The sequence below is a fragment of the Lacinutrix sp. YIN62 genome, assembly GCF_057219185.1.
In genome coordinates this window covers 93472-115836 of record NZ_JBXVVH010000001.1, presented here as the reverse complement: position 1 = coordinate 115836, position 22365 = coordinate 93472, and the positions used below count along the sequence as shown (strand labels likewise).

Sequence of the window (22365 nt, the reverse complement as noted above, 5' to 3'; positions counted from 1 at the left end):
CACTATAAATTTATATGGTAAGCTAATTTTAAAAAATAGGATCGGCCATAACCTAATAATAAGTTTGTTGGTGGCCCATTATGAGCTCCCCCAGAAAAAGCTGTAGTATTTACAGAGGAGACATCTAATATATTTCTTACTCCTGCTGTGACCGCTACCTTCTTATTTAAAAATGATTTTTTTACCGTTGCATCTAACCAACTATAACCATCGGTTGTTCCTTTTTGGTATTCTTGATTGCCTTGTGCATTTGTTTTTTCTACAAATTGATACTCCTTACCGACATATTTGAAATAAAGAGAAAAAGCTGTACCCCAGTCTGAGACGAGGTAATTTATATTACTATTCAATTGAAAATTGTAGAGAAAATCATCTTTTGATTTTACACTACTATCTAAAATCTTAGAAATCCCTAAAACAGAAGCCCCCAATTGTAACTGTATTCTTTTATAGTGTAATGTATTTTCCGAAAATACACCAAAAGACTTATAACTATCTATATTATTATACTGAGATGCTAAAGGCGTTTGTTCTACAACAATGAGTTCTATACGATCGTTAACACCTATATAAGAAGCGCTTAGCTTGCTTTTTAAATATAATTCATCTTTAAGTAAGCTGTATTTTTTCTTTAGATGTATAAAAGCTGATACCCCATTTTCTGGATTTAAATTGGGGTTACCTTGAACATTATGGTTAACATCAACAAAATAAGTAAACAGCTCATCATAATTAGGTGTTCTATTAGCCGATCCTATTATAGCTCTTAATTCTAAATCATTTTTAAATATGTATTTTGAGCTTAGTGAGAATACATATTGGGTATCGAATAAATTTGTAAAAGACGCCCGTGAACCTAAACGCAATGAAAATTGATTACTTACATTTATTTCTGAAGACGCAAAGACATCATAATTATTTAAACGTTGTGTTACAGTATCATCATCTGGCGCTACAGTTATAGCTAAAGGCGACCCAAAACCCTCTTCATTTGTAAACTCATAACCTGCCTGTACATTGAAACTATTAGCAGGAATTAAATTACTAAACGTTCCTCTTGAAAATAATGCTTTTCTAGATAAGTACTCGCCTTCTAACCTATTCAATTTCTCATCATACCTAATACGATAAGTATAAGTTTCAATATCTTTAGTTTGTTCTTGGTAAGACAATGAAATATTATAATTGATCCTATCAAATACAAGTCCATTACTGTTTAAATGATGTATATATCTGTTGTTTTTATAAACCTCATCTAAAGCCAAAGGATCGCTTGTGCCTGTCGCTGGATTTTCATTTAAATCTACATTAGCATTATATTTATCTATACGCTCGTTCAGGTAGTCGAACTTGTAAAATAAATTAAACCCTTCCCTTTTATAATTTAATAACAGTTTCGCATTATGTTGTTCTTTTGGCAACCACAAATGTCCTCTTAAACTGTCATTCTTATCATAAATCGCTCCTTTTCTGTTATCCCAAAATCCTCCAAAATCATTTCTAGTGTAACTAATATTTCCATACCACCTGTCTGTGAAATTATGATTTATTTTTACAGACTGAATGTGCCTTCCTTTATCAAACCACTCATATTCATCCCCGACAGTTTCTTCCTGTATGTAAGTATTAATCTCTGTTTTATGGTAGGATGCTTTTTTAGTAATAATATTTATTACTCCCGATACTGCATTTGCGCCATATTGCACCCCCATTGCGCCTTCTACGATTTCTATTTGTTGTACATCGTCTAGATTAATTAAAGTTAAATCTATATTATTACCAACACCTTCTTCGTTTATAATTGGAACATTATCTATTAAAATCTTAAAATACTGAGCATCTAACCCAAATAAACTTACTCCAGATTTACCATTAGATGTATTAGGTGTAATGTTTATATTTAAGGTTTGATTTAAAAGATCGGCTAAATTATTTGTTGCCCGCTGCTCTATTTCTTTCCTATTAATAACCTTGACTTCAAAAACCGATTTTTTTACTGATTGTGCATTATATTGCCCTGTTATAACAACCTCTTTCAGCGTTTCTCTATCTGTTGAATCTTGAACGACTTCATAAGAGTTTTGAGCAAAAGCACAACCAACTATAAAAAGTGAAAAATAAATCGTCAAATAATTTTTATTTAGACCCATTCTTAATTAAATTTGCTGCAAATATATATCTTATTTTTATTCAATCTAAATAAGGGTAGTAAAAAAATTAAAAAAAAACCACTTACAAAAACAAACCTTTTAAAATGAACAGAATAGCATTATTTTTTATCATTAACTTGGCAGTCTTTAGCTCTTTAAATGCCCAGAACAAGAAAAAACAAGACCAAAAAGCAATAAAAGCTATGTGCGGTTGTTTTGAAGTTACCTTCAATTTTGCAGAGACTTTTAACTATAGCAACGATTCGCTCTATAAACCATCGAAAACAAAAAACGATAAAGCTCTAGAGTGGGCACAATTAATTGAAGATGATAAAAATAAAATATCCATTCAGCACTTATTACAAGTTGGTAGTCCTGAACACCCACACATTGTAAAACACTGGAGGCAAGACTGGATTTATCAAAACACAGATTTTTATATGTTTAATGGCGATAATACATGGAATTATGTTAGTAAATTAAAACCTGAAGTTAAAGGCCAATGGACTCAGAAAGTTTACCAAGTAGATGATAGCCCTCGTTATGAAGGCACAGCAACTTGGGTACATGTAGATGGAAAGAGTTATTGGGAAAACACAACAGATGCTCCGTTACCAAGACGAGAATATACTAAAAGAAGTGACTATAATATTACCGCTAGAGGAAACAGACATGAAATCACCAAAACAGGTTGGGTACATGATCAAGATAATGAAAAAGTGATTCGTCAAAAAGGCAAAGAAGATATCGTATTAGCAAAAGAAAAAGGCTATAATACTTATGTAAAAGTTGCGGATAGCAAATGTAAAGCCGCACAAGATTGGTGGAAAACAAATGATGAAAAGTGGGCACTTGTTAGAAACAAATGGTCTGAAGTTTATAATAGAAATAAAAACCTAGCGTTGGAATCTAAAGTAAGTAACAAACAACTGTACAAACACTTATTTTCTAACGAACTTACTAAAGATAAAGAGATTAACAAAACCATTGAGTCTTTTATAAAAGAATAAAAACCATGTGTAATATAAAAACTTTTTTCGGGCTATTCTTTTTGGTTGTAACAATCAGTGCTACAGCTCAAAAATCTAATATTTTTTTAGATAGAGACTTTTGGAAAACAAATCCTACAATACAAGTTGTTGAGCAAGAAATAGCCAAAGGTCATGATGCTACAAAACTGAATACCAATGGATTTGATGCTGTGACGTATGCTATTCTTGAGAAAGCGCCCAATACAGTGATTGAGTATTTACTAACAAAAGAAGGTAACAGTGTTAACAAGTTAACACACGACAAAAGGACGTATTTGTTTTGGGCTGCTTACAAAAATAATTTAGAATTGATGCAATACCTAATCTCCAAAGGCGCCAGAACGGATTTAAAGGATTCTCATCATTATTCGGTATTAACGTTTGCAGCTGCTACAGGGCAAACAAATAAAAAAATCTACGATTTATGTATTAAAAATGGTATAGCTATAAAAAATGATAAGGATAATAATGGCGCAAATGCTTTATTATTACTAGCGCCACATTTAAAAGACTTAGACTTAATTGATTATTTTGTTTCCAAAGGTTTAGATATTAAAAGCACCGATAATAATGGTAATGGCTTATTTAACTATGTCGCAAAAAATGGCAATAAAGAGATGTTAGCCTTACTAATAAAAAAAGAGCTTCCTTATAAAAATTTAAACACTAATGGAGGTAACGCGATTTTATTGGCTAGTTATCCTTCTAGAAATGGATATAATTCGTTAGAATTTTTGAAATATTTGGAACACTTAGGTATCCGTGTCAATATTACCAATAAAGATGGCAAAACACCTTTACACTATTTAGCTTATGGGAACAAAGATATAGAAACGTTAAACTTTTTTATAAATAAGGGCGTAAACGTAAATCAAAAAGATAACGAAGGAAATACAGCATTAATAAATGCCTCACGAAGAAACTCATTAGAAGTTATTACATTATTATTAAACAAAACAAAAGACATTAACCATACTAATAAAAATGGGATTTCTGCTTTAACCAAATCCATAAGTAATACCCCAGAAACCATTGCGTTTTTAATTAGTAAAGGTTTAGAGGTTAATATTGTTGATACCAACGGTAATACTCTTGCTTATTATTTAATAAAATCTTATAACCCTAAAAAGGAAGCTATATTCAATAAAAAGCTAGAAATACTTACTCAAAAAGGATTAGATATTACTAAACCACAAAGAAACGGCAACACCTTATATCATTTAGCTCTAGAAAAAAATGATTTAAATGCTTTAAAAATACTTAGTAATCTTAATATCGATGTTAATGCTAAAAATAATGAAGGAATCACTCCATTACACAAAGCCGTGATGAAAGCCAAAGATCAATCGACTATAAAGTACTTACTAAGTATTGGTGCAGATAAAAATATAAAAACAGATTTTAACGAATCCGTATACGATTTAGCAAAAGAAAATGAGCTCTTACAAGAAAATAATATTAATATTGACTTTTTAAAATAGAACAATGAATAAAAATATAACGCTTTTTAAAACACTCCCTTTTCTCATATTTGCATTTGTGTTGTTTTCTGGTTTCACAGCCAAATCTAGTGCTTATAAATGTATGATACAAATGACCAATTATAACGGTGAAGGCGCATACATTGCAATTTCGTTATTAGACCCTCAGGGTAATTATGAAAAAACACTATATGTACAAGGCGATGATGATGAATGGTACTTTGATATTACAGAATGGTGGAAATTTCAAGGTAAGAAACGGACTAATGTAGATGCTATAACTGGTGCTACCATAAGTGGTGGAGGACGTGCCGTAAGTGTAATTTCTATCGATGATGATAAAATAAATAACGGTTATAAAATACGCTTTGAATCGGCTGTAGAGGATCAAGAATATTATAAAGACGATGTAGAGTTTGAACTCACTTCAGAAACCATTAAAAGTAAAATTGAAGGCAAAGGTTTTATTCGTTATGTACGTATGATGCCGCAATAACACATTTCTAAATGACCATTTCAATCTGGAGATATAGCCATTTAACCTTGGCTATATCTTCTTTTCTATTCATAACACTAGCTGCTTTAACTGGTATTATTTTAGCATTAGAACCTATTTCTAATCAGCTAAAACCCTATGCTATAAATAATGCAGATCACGTTTCGTTGTCTCAAACTATAACGGTTTTAAAAGAACGATATAGCGAAGTCCTCTCTATTGATGTAGATCATAATGATTTTGTATCGGCATCGGTTATTACAAAAAAAGGAGATTATGAAGCCTTTTATATAAATATATTAAATGGTGAAAAGTTAGGCCCTATTATAGAAAAAGCCCCTATATTTAAGTTCGCTACAACACTACACCGCTCATTATTCTTAAAATCTACCGGACGTTTCATTATTGGATTCATCTCCTTTCTATTGCTTTTAATGGCAATTACCGGCCTTCTTTTAATTGTAAAAAGACAAGGCGGTCTAAGGCCTTTTTTTTCTAAAGTTGTTAATGAAAATTTCAATCAATACTATCACATCATTATTGGAAGGTATACACTTATTCCCATCATAATTATTACTCTGTCTGGCATTTATTTATCATTAGAAAAATTCTCATTATTACCAGAAGACAAAACAGCCCATAATGTAACCATAGCTCCCCCTTTAAAAGCGCCAAAAATTCCTGTTGCAGATTTCGAAATATTCAAAACTATTTCTTTAACAAATGTTAAACAGATTGCGTTTCCTTTTTCTGAAGATGTCGAAGACTATTTCCGCATTACACTTTCTAATAAAGAAATCCTTGTTAATCAATATACTGGGCAAATTGTAAGCGAGCAAGAGCAGGCTTTTATAACATTAGTTACAAATTGGAATTTAATGTTACATACAGGTCAAGGCTCTATACTTTGGGCTTTGGTTTTATTGTTTACCTGTTGTGCCATACTATTTTTTATCTACTCAGGATTTGCAATGACGCTAAAACGCAAACGAGAAGGAAAAGGTTTAATCCCTAAAAATAAATACAATAAAGACGAAGCCGAATATATTATTCTTGTAGGGTCGGAAACCGGCAGTACGTTTGGTTTTGCATCAATGTTTTACAATGCGCTTATTAATAATGGAAATACAGCCTATATTTCTGAGCTTAATCAATACGCTTCTTATAAAAAAGCCAAACGATTAATTATTTTCACAGCAACCTATGGTGATGGAAAACCACCAACTAATGCTAAAAATTTCGAAAACCTGTTCCATAAAATCTCTCAAACACAACCCCTCGACTATTCTATTGTTGGTTTTGGGTCCTTACATTATCCTGAGTTTTGTAAATACGCGATAATGGTAGATGCAATGCTGCAATTACATCCTCAATTTAACCCCAATATTCCTTTACATAAAATAAATAATCAGTGTTTTGAAACATTTAAAAACTGGAGTATACAATGGAGTAATAACACTGAAATAAAACTAATAATTACACCTTCACAAAAAAGGGAAACAATAAAAAAAGAAAAAACGTTTACGATTGTGAATAGAACAGAAATAAACAAAGACGACTCTTTTTTATTAGAGCTAAAACCTAAAAAAGGAATCAAATTTACTTCTGGCGATTTACTTTCTATTTACCCTAAAGGCGAACATATAGAGCGCCTATATTCTATAGGAAGATTAGGAAATAACATCCTTTTAAGTATAAAAAAACATCCTTTAGGCAAGTGCTCTAATTATCTTAATAAATTAAAACATAACGACCTCATTACTGCAAGTATAAAACAAAACCCCGATTTTCACTTCCCTACCAAAGCTAAAGAAATAATAATGATAGCAAATGGAACCGGAATAGCGCCATTTTTAGGTATGATAGACACCCCTAAAAAAGGAATAAAAACACATTTATTTTGGGGTGGGCGAACTCAAGAATCTTTTGAGATGTATACAGACCTTGTAGAGAAAGCCTTTGCTAACCAAAAACTAACGAGTATCCATATTGCCTATTCTCAAACCCAAGCACAAAAAATATACGTTCAAGATTTACTAAAAGAACAATCTGATTTTATTTCTCAAATATTACAAAAAGGTGGAGTCGTTATGATTTGTGGCTCCGTTGCGATGCAAAGTAAAACTCTTGAAACCTTAGAACAAATAACAACTGCTTTGCTTAACACTCCTTTAAATGAATTTAAGACTAAAGGACAAATTAAAATGGATTGTTATTAATAGATTATATCTCGAGAATAGCTTTTATAAATTAAACACCCTTAATCACTTTAAATGCGATGTTATTTATATTAAATTAATCCTGAAAAATATTAAATTAACGCCTTATCGTTTATAGGAAACTTAATAGTTACTATAACTCCAGAGTGCTGTTCGTTATTCCTTAAATTAAAAACAAAGTTATTCCCAAAAAGGCTTTTTAATCTTTCATAGGTTGTTTTTAATCCCGTCCCTTCATTTAATAAAGTCTCAAATTCGGCGTGTAAAACAGTCCCATTATTTTTTACAACTATAGTCATATCATTTTCGGTTCGAAAAACAGACAGTTCTATATGAAGTTCCGTATTATTGTACGAGTACCCATGTTTCACTGCATTTTCCATTATGGGCTGAATAATCATACTTGGCACGAGACTGTGTTCTAATCCGCTTTCAATATTTTTGTGTATCGTTAAATGGTCGGAAAAACGCACAGATATAATATCCAGATACTTATTTAATAATTCCAATTCTTTACTTAAGGAAATCATGTTTTTATCATTAAAAGCAATAAGTTCTCTAAACAAATCTCCAAAATCTGCAATTAGATTTTGTGATTTCTCTGCATCTATTTCTATCATAGATGAGATACTATTTAATGTATTAAACATAAAATGTGGATGCAATTGGGAACGCAATGCATGCAACTTAGTATTCGCTAACTGAGTTTGTAATTGGGATTTCTGAAGTTCGATATTCTTAACTTTCTTTATATAGTAGTAAATGGTTATGATTCCTATCATAGAAGCATAAGTAAGAAAATTTAAGTGTACTACAGCCATAAAATGATCCATAGATAAATTGCGAAAGACTCTATCTAAAGAGTCGCCTTCAATAAAAAAAGTTATTATACCAGACATAAAGAATATAACATAACCAATGACTAAAGAAAAGAACAGATGCACCATAATTATTTTTTTCCAGCCCAAGTTCTTTTCAAACATTTTTTGTGTTAGGTAACTAATCATAATCATAAAACTAATTACAGTTACCCAATCTAGAATAATGCTATAAGACAATAAATCGCCCCAACTCATAGCCTGGTAACTTGGATAGGAGTCGCTTATAAGTTTCCAATACACTCGTCTTGCAACAGAAATAATCACTGCCAATGTGTAGAATAATATCAAATACCCTAAAAGAGGTAAATCTATAATTTTTCTTGACTTCACTATGCTCCTATTTTTTTCAAAAATGCTTTTTTATAACCATTACTAACTCTAAATAGCTTACCATCCTTCATTTTCACATCTATTTCTCCATAATCGGAGTGTATTAGTTTATCCATAAAATTGAGAGCAATTACAGTAGAGCGATGAATACGGCTAAAGGCAGCAGGATCTATATCCATTAGCGCATTTGTTAATGATGTTCTTTGAACATATTTCTTCTCTGGTGTATAAATATCGATATAACTTCCTGAGGCTAAAATATATTTTATAGTACTTGTTTCTATAAAAAAAACCTCTTTCCCTACTCTTAATGTTAACCTCTTTTTAAAAACATTTGTTTTTGACTTATCAATTTCATCATCCATATAAGTTAGCAACTTATCTAATCGGTTATCAAAAACATGCGTTTTATCTTTCTCTAGATATTCTACAACTCTATCAACACATTGATTAAACCGTTCTTTTTTAAAAGGTTTTAACAACTAATCAAAAGCTAGAAAATCGAAAGCTTTTACCGCATAATGATCGAATGCCGTTACAAACACAACCACTGGTGGTTTGACCTCGATTGCTTTCAATACATCAAAACCACTCATATCTTTCATTTGGATGTCTAAAAAAATTAAATCTGGTTTTTTATCTACAATCAAATCAATGGCCAGCTTTCCCGTTTTAGCTTCCCCTTGACACTCTAATTCTGGTTTTTGGTTAATTAAACTAATGAGTCTTTGCCTTGCCAAAGGCTCATCGTCTATTATCAAGCAACTTATCTTCATTCTTATCAATACTAGACTTTAAAAATACTAAAAAGCAAGCGAATCAATACAATAACTCTTCTTGAATACCTCCCATATATGGGTATTTAAAACACAATTGAAGGTATTCACAAATGTTTTCCCCCATTTCAAAACATTTAAAGCTTTTTCTACTCACTTTGAGATTAATTTTGTTAAAAAACACATACAAATGAAAAATTTACTACTTTTTAACCTCCTCACTTTAGGACTGTTATCTTCGTCTTATTCCCAATCTTTTGAAGCCATATCTATTGCTGGTCTTACCGATACTCCATCCGGTTCAAGAAGCGCCAATTTTGTAGATGTGAATAGCGATGGTTGGGATGATATTTTTATTTCTAACAGTGGCACTGGCGGACAAAACAATATGCTCTATATAAATAATACTGATGGTACGTTTACAACAGTAACCAATGAAGACATTGTAATGGATGCGAGTCGTTCTGATGGGGCTAGTTTTGCAGATGTAGATAATGATGGAGACTTAGATGTTTTTATTGTTACATGGGGCTCTGGATCTAACGGCATAAATTATTTCTATAGAAATAATGGAGACGGAACATTTGAATATGAATCGAATACTGCCATGGGAAGTGTACAAACTTTTTCTGAGATGGCTACTTGGATAGACCTTAACAATGACCAATATTTAGATTTGTATTTTACCAATAGTTATGGTAATGCCCGAAAAAATCTTTATTATGAAAATCAAACCAATGGAACTTTTGCTTCCGTAACTAATTTACCTATTACTAATGAGTTTCTTAGAACCAGATCTGTCGATTGGGTAGATTATGATAACGATGGAGATAACGACCTTTTCCTTACCAATGAAAGCAATACGAAAAATTCCCTTTTTAGAAATGATGGTCCAGACAACTTTACTCAAATTACAGACTTATCAATCGTACAAGGTTTAAAATCTTCTGCTGGCAGCTCCTGGGGAGATATTGATAACGACGGAGATTATGATTTATTTGTAGCTAACTGGGGGAACCAAAACAACCAACTGTTTATAAATAATAACGGTACTTTTACAGAACAAACAGCATCTATAATAGCATCAGGCGGCGGGCATTCGTTTGGATCTTCCTTTGCAGATATTGATAATGATGGCGATTTAGATCTATTTGTTTGCAACGCGTATTTAGCAAGCCAAACCAAAAATTTTGTATATATAAATGATGGCGCTGGTAACTTTACTCAAGACACTACAAGTAATTTAGCAACACATACGGGCTGGACTTTTGGTTGTGCTTTTGGTGACTATAATAACGATGGTTGGCTAGACCTTATTTTAGCCAATACTTTAAATGAAAATCAAACAAATGCCTTATTTCGCAATACTGGAACTGGAAACAATTGGATAAAGTTTAATTTCACTGGCACAACTTCAAACACGTCTGCCGTAGGCGCTAAGGTTAGACTAAAAGCTAATATAAACGGAACAAGTATTTGGCAAACACGAAAAATAGTTGCTTCTTCGGGCTATAACAGTCAAAATAGTTACGCTGTTCACTTTGGACTAGCCGATGCAGCTTCTATAGAGAAAATGGAAATTACTTGGCCTATTGGAACCACAGAAACCTTCTTAGATTTAACACCTAATACAATATATAATATCACTGAAAATATTGGTCTTAATACTGCTGAATTTAATTTAGATTCTCATTTTAAATTATTCCCTAATCCTGCGAAAGATACTGTTAACTTAGGTAGCTTAGGAATAAGATCAAACCATAAAAACCTTATATTTAAAATCATGGACGCAAGAGGTCGTGAGATGTTAACCTTCAACAATGTGAACTTAACCCCTAATTCTAACTTAAATTTTAATATTTCCCAATTAATTTCAGGCCTATACTTCTATACTTTAAGCACCAGTACAAGCGACTTATTGTTTTCTGGAAAACTACTTGTAAATGATTAACTAATATTATTTAGCTTAATCCTCTACCCCAAAAGCGCGTCTATCTGTAATGATAAACGCGCTTGACCATTAGTATAATACCTCAAGTACAAACACAGGTTAAATAAAGTTAACAAATAACAGTACCCACCCTACAAGAAGACACAAACCTCCTAGCGGTGTAATAGGTCCTAAAACTTTAATTTTTTTTCCTTTAGCAGAAAAAATACATAGCCCATAAATACTAAATGAAAACAGAATAATTCCTACAATAAAGCAGCATCCCATGGCTTGCTGTAAACTGGTATTAAAAGGCAATTGTAATCCTACCACAAGCAACACAATAGCATGATACATTTGATACTTTACGCCTGTTTCAAAACTTTGCAGTTGCTCTGGTGTTAGTAGTTTTTTCAATGCATGCGCACCGAAAGCCCCTAAAATAATAGCTAAAGCGCCAAAGCATGACGCTGCTAACACTATAATCTCTGAACGCATTCGTTTTTTTATATTTTAAGTGTAAAAATAAGACATCTCAATGTCATATCCGTAAAGAAAACAAAAGCATTTATACTAAAATAAATTCCTTCAAAAATAAAAATGGCTTGAAGACGATTTAAAAATGACTAAGGATTAGCAATACCTCTTTTTTGAATATTGCGAAGTCAAACAAATGGATAGCAATCTATTACTTAAAGTTGGTCAGGTAATGTCCAGTCTAATATAGCAAGTCCAATGTGTTTGTTGTTAGAAAGTAGTATGTTGATAGGCCCCTATATCTGGAGATGTAGTCCTATTAATTCCTAATAGATCTAAAGGTATTTGAGTCGCGAAAATTGAATTTCCCATACTGTTTCCAGCGGAATCCGTTCCAATAATTAAATTATTTTCATTTGTATTTTTAAAATCAGGATCTAGATTAAAAATATTATTTTCATATAAGTCAGCATTGTCAAAATTATAATTAGCATCATCGAAACTGTTGTTGTTATCAAAACGCAATAAGCAATTGGTGAATTTAAAATTAAAAATGAGGTCAGGGTCTTCTAGTTCATCAATTAAAAATTCTGGGGTATCGTTTCCATAAATGATGCAATTGTTAAAATTAGCTTCCGATAAATCGGCTAAAAAAGCGGTTCCTTCTGCATCAAGAACAAAATTATTAATTAGTAATGCTGGAAGTTGTCTAAAGCTATTACTCCAATAATTAGCGATTGTACTATGTGTTACATTATATTTCCCACCTAATGTAGCAGCAAAAGAAACTTGTCCTGAATTATTAATGACTAGATTTTTTGCAGTAATAGAGGTGTTTCTAGCTAATATCCCGTAGTTGCTAGAATTGTATATTTGCGAATTTGTAATGCTAAGTTTGTCTGTAATGGCTGTTGCGTTTCCATCACTTAAAATACCAACGGTACCATTTTTTATGGTAGCATAGTTTATAGTATTGTTTATACTATTTTCAAACAGCCATATAGCTCCCCATTGTCCAGGAACATCTGCAAATCCTGGTTCTAAGCGATCACCTTCAAAAATAACTTCATTTTCTAAGAGTTCAGAATCTGTACTTAAGTTTCCGTTGACTTGTAAAGAGGCTGCTTCAGAAACTAAAAGTCCAGAATTTGAATGAAAGTGAATGCGGGCTCCAGGATCTACCGTTAACGTTTCGCCACTAGGAACTGCGGCATAGCCATAGATTACATAAGGTTTTTCATTAGTAAAAGTTAATTCTTCTGGCAACAACTCACGACCTTGTATTTCCGTTTCCATAGGCACTCCATTAATTGTTAGCGTAAGTGTTTCAATAATACCTGTGGTATTGTCTCGATCTGGATAAATAAAAATGGCATCTTTTACTAAGGTCACTAAATCTATATTTTGTTGGTTTGTACCAGAATCGAATTCAATTTTATCGGTGTACAAAAATTGTTCTTCTAGAGTAGATTCATTTTCAAAATCGATAGTAGTTTCAACAAAAACGAATAAACTATCTTTAGCTAGAATTTCTACATTTGTAAAAAATTTACCTGCATTACCATCTACATTTAACCTATAATTAGAATTTTCTCCTCGGCTTAAACCTACACTTGGAATGGTTATGTCTTTATCACTGCGGTTATACACCTTAAGGTTATAAGTACTAGAACCTATATTTGTAAAAACAGTATCTAAATAAATTGTGTCTTTTGAGAATTCTAAACTACCAGTGCTTGGTGTAAATTCGAAATCTTTCCGACAAGAGCTCCAAAGTAAAAGAAAACCAAAACAAATAATAAAATACAGCGTACGTTTCATAATAAAGTAATACATTTTACGGTTTATGGACTATTCCATAAATGGAAGTACATGCAATCGTTTTAAACGATAAAAATATAACTTTTGAAACGATGTTTTAGTATAGAATGTAATTTTAATTTAGCTTCTTTTTTTATAATTTTCTATGAATGATAAGAATTCTTTGCTACAATTAAATAAAAGTTCTAATAACATTAATTAAGTTCCTAGATTTAGAGTTACATAATATAACTTTGAATCATGAAAAAATAATACAGAAATTACAGCCCGTCGTTTAAGAAAAAGGCATTTAAGAAAGTCTTGTATAGAAACGTATTTTGAGGAGAGTATAAACGATTATAACAACACAAAAAGGACGCTTGCTTTACTTCTTCAATACTTTTAAAGTTAATTGCAGTATTTTTTTAAACTGTGTTTCTAAGGTTAGGTCCGAATTATCTATTGCTATAGCATCATCGGCTTTTCGCAGTGGTGAATCTGCTCTATGAGAATCTATATAATCACGGTCTTGTACATTTTTTAATACGTCCTCGTAAGCTACTGTATCGCCTTTAGCTATTAATTCATCAAAACGCCTTGTTGCACGTTTCTCTGCCGAAGCTGTCATAAACAATTTTAATTCTGCTTGAGGAAAAACGACTGTACCTATATCTCTTCCATCCATAACAACACCTTTATCTTTCCCCATTTGTTGTTGTTGCTTTACCAATTGAGAACGTACTTCTGGAAGCGCTGCTACTTTACTTACAAAATTAGAGACAGCGAGTGTACGGATTTCTTTTTCTATATTTTCGCCATTTAAATAAACCTCAGCAAAACCTAAGGTTGGATTAAATTTAAAGCTAATGATTATGTCTTTTAATTTAGACACTAATGCGTTAGAATCGAAATGGGTCTCATCTATTAAGCTATTTCGCATTGTGAACAACGTTACGGCACGATACATTGCACCTGTATCCACATAAATATATCCTAAATGCTTTGCTAATTGCTTTGCTACGGTACTTTTTCCTGTAGAAGAAAAGCCATCTATGGCTATGGTTATATTTTTCATTATCGTAAATCTATTTGCAATCCGAAGAAATTAGAATTTGCAGCACCACTATACTTGGCATGCGTATAACTAAAACGCATTTTATTTAACTTTACCGAGAACCCTACGGATAGTCCCGAAAAGTTTCTTTGATCTTCTATTCGTAATTCTTCTCCACGTCTAAAATTATAGCCTAGTCTTATATTAAAACCACGTTCTGGGAATAATTCTGCTCCAATAATAGTATGCCGTATTACATTTCCTAAAAACCCTACTTTTTCTTCTGTTTGATTGCCTTCTAAATCGGTTGTAATTCTAGATGGGTTGGGTTTGGCTATTGGCCATTGTTGTAAATTCTCAAATGTTAAATGCCAGCGTAATGGAATATTTTCTAGTGTTTGCGACAAGCCTAAATTGACCTCCAAAGGTAAAGACTCGTTACGATCTGCATATGTTGTTATTTGTGTTCCTATGTTTCTAACGACAACTGTTCCTTGAAAATCCAATTTCTCATTAATATAAAGCAAACTTAAATCTGTAGCAACACCCCATGAACTATACTGTTCTAATGTAGATGAAATAACCTTTAAATTAGCACCAAAATAAAAATCTGAGTGCGCTATTTGCAATGCATGGCCTATAGAAAGAGCGGCTTCTTTACCTGTAAAGCTTGACGTTTCTACGCCATTCTCATCATAGCCTTCAAAACTACCATAATCGACATAAGTTAATCCGCCATGAAAAGTCCTCCCGCGTTTATCTAAAGTATAAGCATAGGCAACTGTTCCATAAGAAATACCACCTAAATAGCTAGAATAATTCAAGGCCAATTGATTATCCATTTCTGTATTTATAGTCGATGGGTTATAAAGCGCTTGAGTAACATCGTAATCTACGTTTGTCAAAACTTTACCACCTAATGCTGCTTGCCTAGGGGAGCTTACCAAGTTTAAAAACTGATATGTAGATTGCCCACCAAGTTGCGCAAAGCAAAATGAGCTAAAAGTAAAACAACAAAACAGGGCTAATTTTTTAATCATAAAGCTGCAAAGTAACTAAATCTATCTTAAAACGACTAGAAGTCTTTTTTATTTTTTTTAATCTTCTTTTTTTTAAGTATCCTCTAAAATAAATTAGACTTTACGATTTATTAAAACTTAAATACAAGGAGTACCCTTTTTTATTAAAGAGAATAACTCAGTGTTTTATAAAAATAAATACGCCTATTATTAAAAATATAATAGGCGTATTACGTTACTTTATAAATTATAGATTGATCTAAATCACTTAACTATTCCCATTATTAAATAGTATTATAATGTTTTAGCATTTTTAACTTTCTGCTGTGTTAATGCAATGTTTATAACCTCTTTCATATCACTAACATAATGAAATGTCAAGCCTTTTAAATAATCTGCCTTAATTTCTTCTATATCTCTCCTATTCTCTTCACAAAGTAAAATTTCCTTTATACGAGCGCGTTTTGCTGCTAATATTTTTTCTTTTATTCCGCCAACAGGTAAGACTTTACCTCGTAGCGTAATTTCTCCTGTCATCGCCAAACTCTTTTTAACCTTACGTTGTGTAAATAACGAAACTAAAGAGGTTAACATCGTTACACCTGCACTAGGCCCATCTTTTGGTGTTGCCCCTTCTGGCACATGAATATGAACGTTGTACTTCTCAAACACTTCCGGATCAATTTCAAACTCTTCAGCATTAGCTTTAATATATTCCATAGCTATTGTAGAAGATTCCTTCATTACCTTTCCTAAATTACCAGTAATAGACAAGCTTCCTTTTCCTTTAGATAAAATAGATTCTATAAATAAAATATCACCTCCAACACTAGTCCATGCTAAGCCTGTTACTACACCTGCAACATCATTATTTTCGTATTTGTCTCGCTCTAACTTAGGCCCACCAAGAATCTCTACAATATCCTCATTAGTTAGTTTTATATTGTACTCTTCTTCCATTGCGATGTTCTTAGCAGCGTAGCGAACTGTTTTTGCAATTTGCTTCTCCAATCCTCTAACACCTGATTCGCGAGTGTAACCTTCAACAATTTTTTCTAATTGCGGTTTTCCTACTTTTAAATGTGTTTCGGTTAAACCATGTTCTACAAGTTGTTTTGGTAATAAATGGCGCTTTCCTATCTCTACTTTTTCTTCTATAGTATAACCTGTAACATTTATAATTTCCATCCTATCACGCAAAGCTGGCTGAATAGTATTTAAACTATTAGACGTTGCGATAAACATAACTTTAGACAGGTCATAACCCATTTCTAAAAAGTTATCGTAAAACTCATTGTTTTGTTCTGGATCTAAAACTTCTAACATTGCAGACGACGGATCTCCTTGGTTTGAATTAGAGAGTTTATCTATTTCATCCAAAACAAAGACAGGATTTGAGGTACCTGCTTTTTTTAGACTTTGTATAATCCTCCCTGGCATAGCCCCTATATAAGTTTTTCGATGTCCTCTAATTTCAGCTTCATCTCTTAAACCTCCTAATGATATACGCACATATTCACGCCCTAAAGCTTCTGCTATAGACTTTCCTAAAGAGGTTTTACCTACTCCTGGAGGCCCATAAAGACATAAAATAGGCGACTTCATATCGTTACGTAATTTCAAGACTGCTAAATACTCAATAATTCGTTTTTTAACGTCGTCTAATCCATAATGATCTCTGTCTAATATTTTCTTTGCTCGTTTTAAATCAAACTTATCATCACTAAACTCATTCCATGGCAACTCTAAGAATAAATCTAAATAATTACGTTGTATAGAATATTCAGCGACTTGTGGATTCATGCGTTGCATTTTAGCCAATTCTTTTTCAAAATGCTTAGCAACCTTGTCTTCCCACTTTTTATCCTTTGCGCGTAATCGCATATCTTCTAGCTCTTCCTCACTACTCACGCCTCCAAGCTCTTCTTGAATAGTTTTCATTTGTTGGTGCAAGAAATATTCGCGTTGTTGCTGATTCATATCGCTATGAACCTTAGATTGAATATCATTTTTAAGCTCTAATTTTTGTTGCTCTACATTCATGTATTTCAACGTTTTTAAAGCACGCATTTTTAAATCATTAGTCTCTAACAACTCTTGTTTCTCTTCAACAGATAAATTCATATTAGAAGAGACAAAGTTTATCAAAAACGAATCACTTTCAATGTTTTTTATTGCAAAAGAAGCTTCACTAGGAATACTTGGACTTTCCTTAATTATTTTTAATGCCAGTTCCTTGATCGATTCTGTAATCGCATTAAACTCTTCATTCGCTCTTTCTGGCCGCGTTTCGGAAACATCCCGAATCGTTGCTGTCATATAAGGTTCTTCCGTTATAACTTCAGCAACACTAAAACGTTTTTTACCTTGTATAATTACTGTAGTATTACCATCTGGCATTTTTAACACTTTAAGAATTTTAGCCACTGTTCCTACGGGATAAATATCGCCTGCTTTGGGGTTTTCAACAGCTTCATCTTTTTGAGAAACAACACCAATAACTTTACCGCCATTATTTGCATCGTTAATCAATTTTATAGATTTATCTCGTCCAGCAGTTATAGGAATAACGACTCCAGGGAATAAAACAGTGTTACGCAATGATAAAATGGACAATGTTTCGGGTAATTGTTCATTGTTTATTTCCTCTTCATCTTCTGGGGTCATTAATGGAATCAATTCCGAATTTTCATCAAAATCCTGTGATGACAAACTGTCAAGACTAATAAAATTAGATTTTTTCATAAGTATATTTAAGTCATTGTGTCATTAAATCACATCAAACAACACAATATAAGATTTGTAAAATTATTATTATTTAAACGTAGAATACTGAAAAAATAGCGTTTACAAAGCCATTCCTACATTATACGTCACACAATATGGTCAATTAATATGCCATTCTACAGGAAGAAAAATAGAAACCTTTAAGTTAAGGTAGCGTTATACGTATAATATATTCCATAATCGTTATAAAAAACAGATGATCCGTTTTGAATTTTCTAATTTTAATGTTTTAATTTAAAAATTAAAAGACTCCATTAATAACTATAACTAAAGGCCTTACAGGTTTTACACGCGACTATAAATATAAAATCTAATAAAAAAAATAACAAAAACTGTAACAAAGTATACTAACTTAACTCTTTAATACAACAATTTGTTTTTTTTGACACAAACCAACTACAATATCGAACAGCTAATAAAGCGTTGTAAAGCGAACAACCAATCCGCGCAATTGGAACTATATAATAGGTATTACAAAGCAATGTATAATACAGCTTATCGAATTGTAAAAGACCGCTTTGAAGCTGAAGATATAATGCAAGATTCCTTTTTGTTGGCCTTCACAAAACTGGATACTTTAAAGGATATTAAAACTTTTGGAGCTTGGTTAAAACGTATCGTTATAAATAATAGCATTCAGTACTTTAATAAAAATAATAAATACAATGAAGTGCCACTAGACGATGTGTTATATAAAGTCGAAGATAACAATAACATTACCAATGATTATGAATTTACAAACTTAAAAGCGAGACAGATAATAGAGACAATGGAGAAACTTAAGGATAATTACAGAATTGCATTAACGCTTCATTTAATAGAAGGCTACGATTATGAAGAGATAAGCAATATTCTTAATATTTCTTACTCAAATTGTAGAACGATTATCTCAAGAGCAAAAGACAGCTTAAGATTAAAAATACAATCCTTGGTAGGATAAAGCAATGTGCCATTATTATGGAATGATAAATATTATTTAGATGAATAAAGACAGTTTAAATCACCTTTTTCAAACATTACAGAACGAGTTTGACATCGAGGTCCCACATGCTGAACATGAGAATCGTTTTTTAGAAAAATTAAACGCTAAAAACAATACAACAACCAACGTTAAAGCATTCTCTAAAAAATCTTATTGGAAACCTTTCATTGGTATTGCGGCCTCAATAGCACTAATTGTAGTAATAACATTTACGTTTCAACAAGGTAACAGCGTTAAAGGGTTAGCTAATGTATCTCCAGAAATGGCCAATACTCAAAGTTTTTTCACCTCTGTAATTGCAGAAGAATTAAATAAAATAGAAACGGCTCGTTCTCCTGCTACAGATTGGCTTATTACAGATGCCATGGTACAAATGCATAGTCTTGAAAAAGAATACGAACAACTAAAAAAAGACCTTATAGAAAGTGGTAATGACAAACGTGTTATTCATGCTATGATTAATAATTTTTGGAGTAGAATAGATTTATTAAAAACAGTATTAGAAAGTATAGAAGAAATAAAAACAATAAAACAACGTATTGATGAGACGAGTAATACAATATAAAACAATCGCAATATTAATCTTACTATTATTACCTATAGTAACACTTGCAAATAACGGAGGTATAAAAGCCAAACATACTAAAGAAAAAATTATTAAAAAAGACTTTGATGTTAGTGCAAATGCGCTACTTAAAGTTAAGAACAGTTATGGTAACCTAGATGTAGTAACATGGGACCAAAACCGTATAGAATTTGAAATTACAATAACCACAAGTGGTAAAGATGAAGAAAAAGTACAGGACAGATTAGATGGAATTACTATAGCTTTTGATAGTTCTGTTAATATGGTTTCTGCAAAAACAATTATAAACAAAAACAAATCTAAATCCTGGTGGAAATGGGGCAGTCACAATACGGTAAATATGAAAATAAATTATGTGGTTAAAATCCCTGTAACCAACAGTGTTAATCTAAATAATGATTATGGTAATATTAACCTCGCAAAACTAGAAGGTAAAGCGACACTGCATTGCGATTACGGAAAAATTACGACAAAAGAATTATTAGCAGATGATAACAGCATATCCTTCGATTATTCCAATAATTGCTTTTTTGAATATATAAAAAGCGGCAAAATAAATGCCGATTATAGTGGTTTTACAATCTCAAAAGCAAATAAAATAGACCTTGTTGCCGATTATACAAAATCTAAAATAGAAATTGTAGAAGATATTACTTACAATTGCGACTATGGGGGCTTAACAGTCGATAAAGTAAATAACATTCGAGGAAATGGAAATTACTTAACTGTACGATTAGGTGAGATCTACAAAAACGCCTCTATTACCGCAGATTATGGTTCCATACGTATTGATAAACTTACCAAAAACGCAAATAATATAACCATAGATTCCGATTACGTAGGCATTAAAATAGGTTATGATTCTGAATACATTTTCGATTTTGACATTAACCTAGAATACGGTTCACTAAAAGACAATGATGACGATTTGGAATTCATAAAAAAACGCATCGCCTCTTCAGATAAATATTACTCTGGTTACCATAAGCAAAAAGGCTCTGGAAACCTAATTAGAATCAATTCAGAATATGGAAGTGTTACTTTCAATAAATTATAAGCAATCAAAATCACAAAAAACAGAACAGCAATGAAAACTTTAAAACAATCTATTTTATTAATACTAACCTTATCATTAGCTTCTTGTGCACAAGCGCAATGGGGAAATAAAAAAGTAAAAGGTAATGGAAAGCTCACAACAAATACAAGAACAACACCTAATTACGACAAGATAAAGTGCGCTGGTTCTATGGAGTACATACTAGTAAAAGGAAAAGAAGGAAAAATAACCTTGGAAGGCGAATCTAATCTTTTAGAATATATCATTACCGAAGTAAAAGACGGCGCTTTACATGTTAAAACAAAAAACGGAGTGAATTTAAAAACAAGCTATAATAAAACTATAAAAATTACCATTCCTTTTACAGATCTAGAAAAAGTTTCACTTTCTGGTTCTGGAGATATCATAACTAAAAATGCCATAAAAGCCGATGAGTTTGAAGTAAAATTAGCAGGCTCTGGAGATATCGACTTAGATATTAATGCTAATACTATACAAGCAAGTGTTTCGGGTTCTGGAGATATTACTTTAAACGGACAAACCACTAATTTACAAACTAGTGTTACAGGCTCTGGAGATTTCCATGGTTTTGGATTACAAGCCAATAACACCGAAGCTAAAGTTACTGGATCTGGAGGTGCTGAAGTCGTTTCTAATGAGCACTTAAAAGCAAGAGTCACAGGTTCTGGAGATATCGAATATAAAGGGAATCCGAAAAAAGAAGATACCAAAATTACTGGTTCCGGTAGTATAGACCACTAATCGTTTAAGCCTTTAAAAAAACTCTATTTTGTAACGAATAGAGTTTTTTTGTGTCTTATTTTAAGTAATGTATAGAATATGAAATATTCCAAAAAAAATACAAGCGAAATAACATATATTTGGAAAATGAAAAAAAGCCTTGGTCAACAAACTACAATAGATTATTATAATTGTGACCCTACAATTATAAACACTGCAAACACTATAAAAACAATCTTAGAAAAAGCAGCACATATTATGAATTTGACCATTGTAAACACAACCATTCATGAATTTTCTCCAATAGGCGTTAGTGGTGTTATTGTAATTAAAGAAAGCCATATAGCCATACATACATGGCCAGAACACAAATACGTTGCCTTAGATTTTTTTACTTGCAATCATACTTCAGAATTAAAAGAAGGTATTCTATGGATTAAAGAGCAGTTTAAATCCACTAGAATAGAAAAGCACTCATCGCATCGAGGCGTTTTAGAAAAAATGGAATTAAAACAATATCTCTAAATAAAAAACGCTTTACAGGTTGATCACAAAAAAGATTATAACA

19 protein-coding genes are annotated in these 22365 nt (G+C 32.0%); 10 read left to right on the top strand and 9 right to left on the bottom strand.

What is annotated here, in order from left to right:
- Positions 1-2: 2 nt before the first annotated feature.
- Positions 3-2129 (bottom strand): TonB-dependent receptor plug domain-containing protein, encoded by a 2127-nt coding sequence (locus AC2D8I_RS00435; protein ID WP_484703997.1) that lies wholly within the window; start codon positions 2127-2129, stop codon positions 3-5.
- A gap of 125 nt (positions 2130-2254) precedes the next feature.
- Between AC2D8I_RS00435 and AC2D8I_RS00430 the strand changes: the two genes are divergently transcribed.
- Genes AC2D8I_RS00430 through AC2D8I_RS00415 form a run of 4 tightly spaced genes read left to right on the top strand, consistent with a single transcriptional unit; the run spans position 2255 to position 7377 of the window.
- Complete coding sequence (locus AC2D8I_RS00430) at positions 2255-3160, top strand: DUF6607 family protein (RefSeq protein ID WP_484703993.1); 906 nt, start codon at positions 2255-2257, stop codon at positions 3158-3160.
- A 5-nt stretch (positions 3161-3165) separates the two neighbouring features.
- The gene (locus tag AC2D8I_RS00425; RefSeq protein WP_484703989.1) at positions 3166-4662 is read left to right on the top strand and encodes an ankyrin repeat domain-containing protein; all 1497 of its coding nucleotides are present in this window, start codon (positions 3166-3168) and stop codon (positions 4660-4662) included.
- 4 nt (positions 4663-4666) lie between these two features.
- Positions 4667-5158 carry a DUF2271 domain-containing protein gene (locus AC2D8I_RS00420; RefSeq protein ID WP_484703986.1) on the top strand — a complete coding sequence of 164 codons (492 nt, stop codon included), beginning with the start codon at positions 4667-4669 and terminating at the stop codon, positions 5156-5158.
- Positions 5159-5169: 11 nt separating this feature from the next.
- Positions 5170-7377, top strand: coding sequence for a PepSY domain-containing protein (locus tag AC2D8I_RS00415; RefSeq protein ID WP_484703982.1), 2208 nt, complete (start codon positions 5170-5172; stop codon positions 7375-7377).
- A 92-nt stretch (positions 7378-7469) separates the two neighbouring features.
- On the opposite strand, the gene AC2D8I_RS00410 is transcribed toward AC2D8I_RS00415, so the two are convergent.
- From AC2D8I_RS00410 to AC2D8I_RS00400, 3 genes are read right to left on the bottom strand one after another with little or no spacing between them, the layout of a single operon-like run.
- A complete protein-coding gene (locus AC2D8I_RS00410; protein ID WP_484703978.1) occupies positions 7470-8588 on the bottom strand; it encodes a sensor histidine kinase in 1119 nt (372 codons plus the stop codon).
- On the bottom strand, positions 8588-9070 hold the full coding sequence (locus AC2D8I_RS00405; RefSeq protein ID WP_484703974.1) for a LytR/AlgR family response regulator transcription factor: 483 nt from the start codon (positions 9068-9070) through the stop codon (positions 8588-8590). Before AC2D8I_RS00405 ends, AC2D8I_RS00410 begins: the two co-directional genes overlap by 1 nt.
- Complete coding sequence (locus AC2D8I_RS00400; protein WP_484703973.1) at positions 9071-9364, bottom strand: LytR/AlgR family response regulator transcription factor; 294 nt, start codon at positions 9362-9364, stop codon at positions 9071-9073.
- A gap of 190 nt (positions 9365-9554) precedes the next feature.
- On the opposite strand from AC2D8I_RS00400, the gene AC2D8I_RS00395 reads away from it, so the two are divergent.
- Entirely contained in the window at positions 9555-11315 is a 1761-nt protein-coding gene (locus AC2D8I_RS00395) for an FG-GAP-like repeat-containing protein (RefSeq protein WP_484703972.1), read from the top strand.
- A gap of 99 nt (positions 11316-11414) precedes the next feature.
- Here the strand turns inward: AC2D8I_RS00395 and AC2D8I_RS00390 are convergent, their stop codons facing one another.
- The 5 genes from AC2D8I_RS00390 to lon form a co-directional block, all read right to left on the bottom strand.
- Positions 11415-11792 (bottom strand): DUF423 domain-containing protein, encoded by a 378-nt coding sequence (locus AC2D8I_RS00390; protein WP_484703971.1) that lies wholly within the window; start codon positions 11790-11792, stop codon positions 11415-11417.
- A 249-nt stretch (positions 11793-12041) separates the two neighbouring features.
- Positions 12042-13592, bottom strand: a complete 1551-nt coding sequence (locus AC2D8I_RS00385; protein ID WP_484703970.1) for a hypothetical protein — start codon at positions 13590-13592, stop codon at positions 12042-12044.
- 364 nt (positions 13593-13956) lie between these two features.
- Positions 13957-14646, bottom strand: a complete 690-nt coding sequence (gene cmk / locus AC2D8I_RS00380) for a (d)CMP kinase (RefSeq protein ID WP_484703969.1) — start codon at positions 14644-14646, stop codon at positions 13957-13959.
- The gene (gene porQ / locus AC2D8I_RS00375) at positions 14646-15665 is read right to left on the bottom strand and encodes a type IX secretion system protein PorQ (RefSeq protein ID WP_484703968.1); all 1020 of its coding nucleotides are present in this window, start codon (positions 15663-15665) and stop codon (positions 14646-14648) included. The genes cmk and porQ overlap by 1 nt, the downstream gene beginning before the upstream one ends.
- Positions 15666-15938: 273 nt before the next feature.
- The gene (lon, locus tag AC2D8I_RS00370) at positions 15939-18389 is read right to left on the bottom strand and encodes an endopeptidase La (RefSeq protein WP_484703967.1); all 2451 of its coding nucleotides are present in this window, start codon (positions 18387-18389) and stop codon (positions 15939-15941) included.
- Between the two features lie 424 nt (positions 18390-18813).
- Between lon and AC2D8I_RS00365 the strand changes: the two genes are divergently transcribed.
- The 5 genes from AC2D8I_RS00365 (at position 18814) to speD (ending at position 22322) form a co-directional block, all read left to right on the top strand.
- Complete coding sequence (locus AC2D8I_RS00365; RefSeq protein WP_484703966.1) at positions 18814-19371, top strand: RNA polymerase sigma factor; 558 nt, start codon at positions 18814-18816, stop codon at positions 19369-19371.
- Between the two features lie 40 nt (positions 19372-19411).
- On the top strand, positions 19412-19978 hold the full coding sequence (locus AC2D8I_RS00360) for a hypothetical protein (RefSeq protein WP_484703965.1): 567 nt from the start codon (positions 19412-19414) through the stop codon (positions 19976-19978).
- The gene (locus tag AC2D8I_RS00355) at positions 19956-21056 is read left to right on the top strand and encodes a hypothetical protein (protein WP_484703964.1); all 1101 of its coding nucleotides are present in this window, start codon (positions 19956-19958) and stop codon (positions 21054-21056) included. Before AC2D8I_RS00360 ends, AC2D8I_RS00355 begins: the two co-directional genes overlap by 23 nt.
- Positions 21057-21086: 30 nt before the next feature.
- On the top strand, positions 21087-21818 hold the full coding sequence (locus AC2D8I_RS00350) for a head GIN domain-containing protein (protein WP_484703963.1): 732 nt from the start codon (positions 21087-21089) through the stop codon (positions 21816-21818).
- Between the two features lie 126 nt (positions 21819-21944).
- A complete protein-coding gene (speD, locus tag AC2D8I_RS00345) occupies positions 21945-22322 on the top strand; it encodes an adenosylmethionine decarboxylase (RefSeq protein WP_484703961.1) in 378 nt (125 codons plus the stop codon).
- Positions 22323-22365 lie beyond the last annotated feature (43 nt).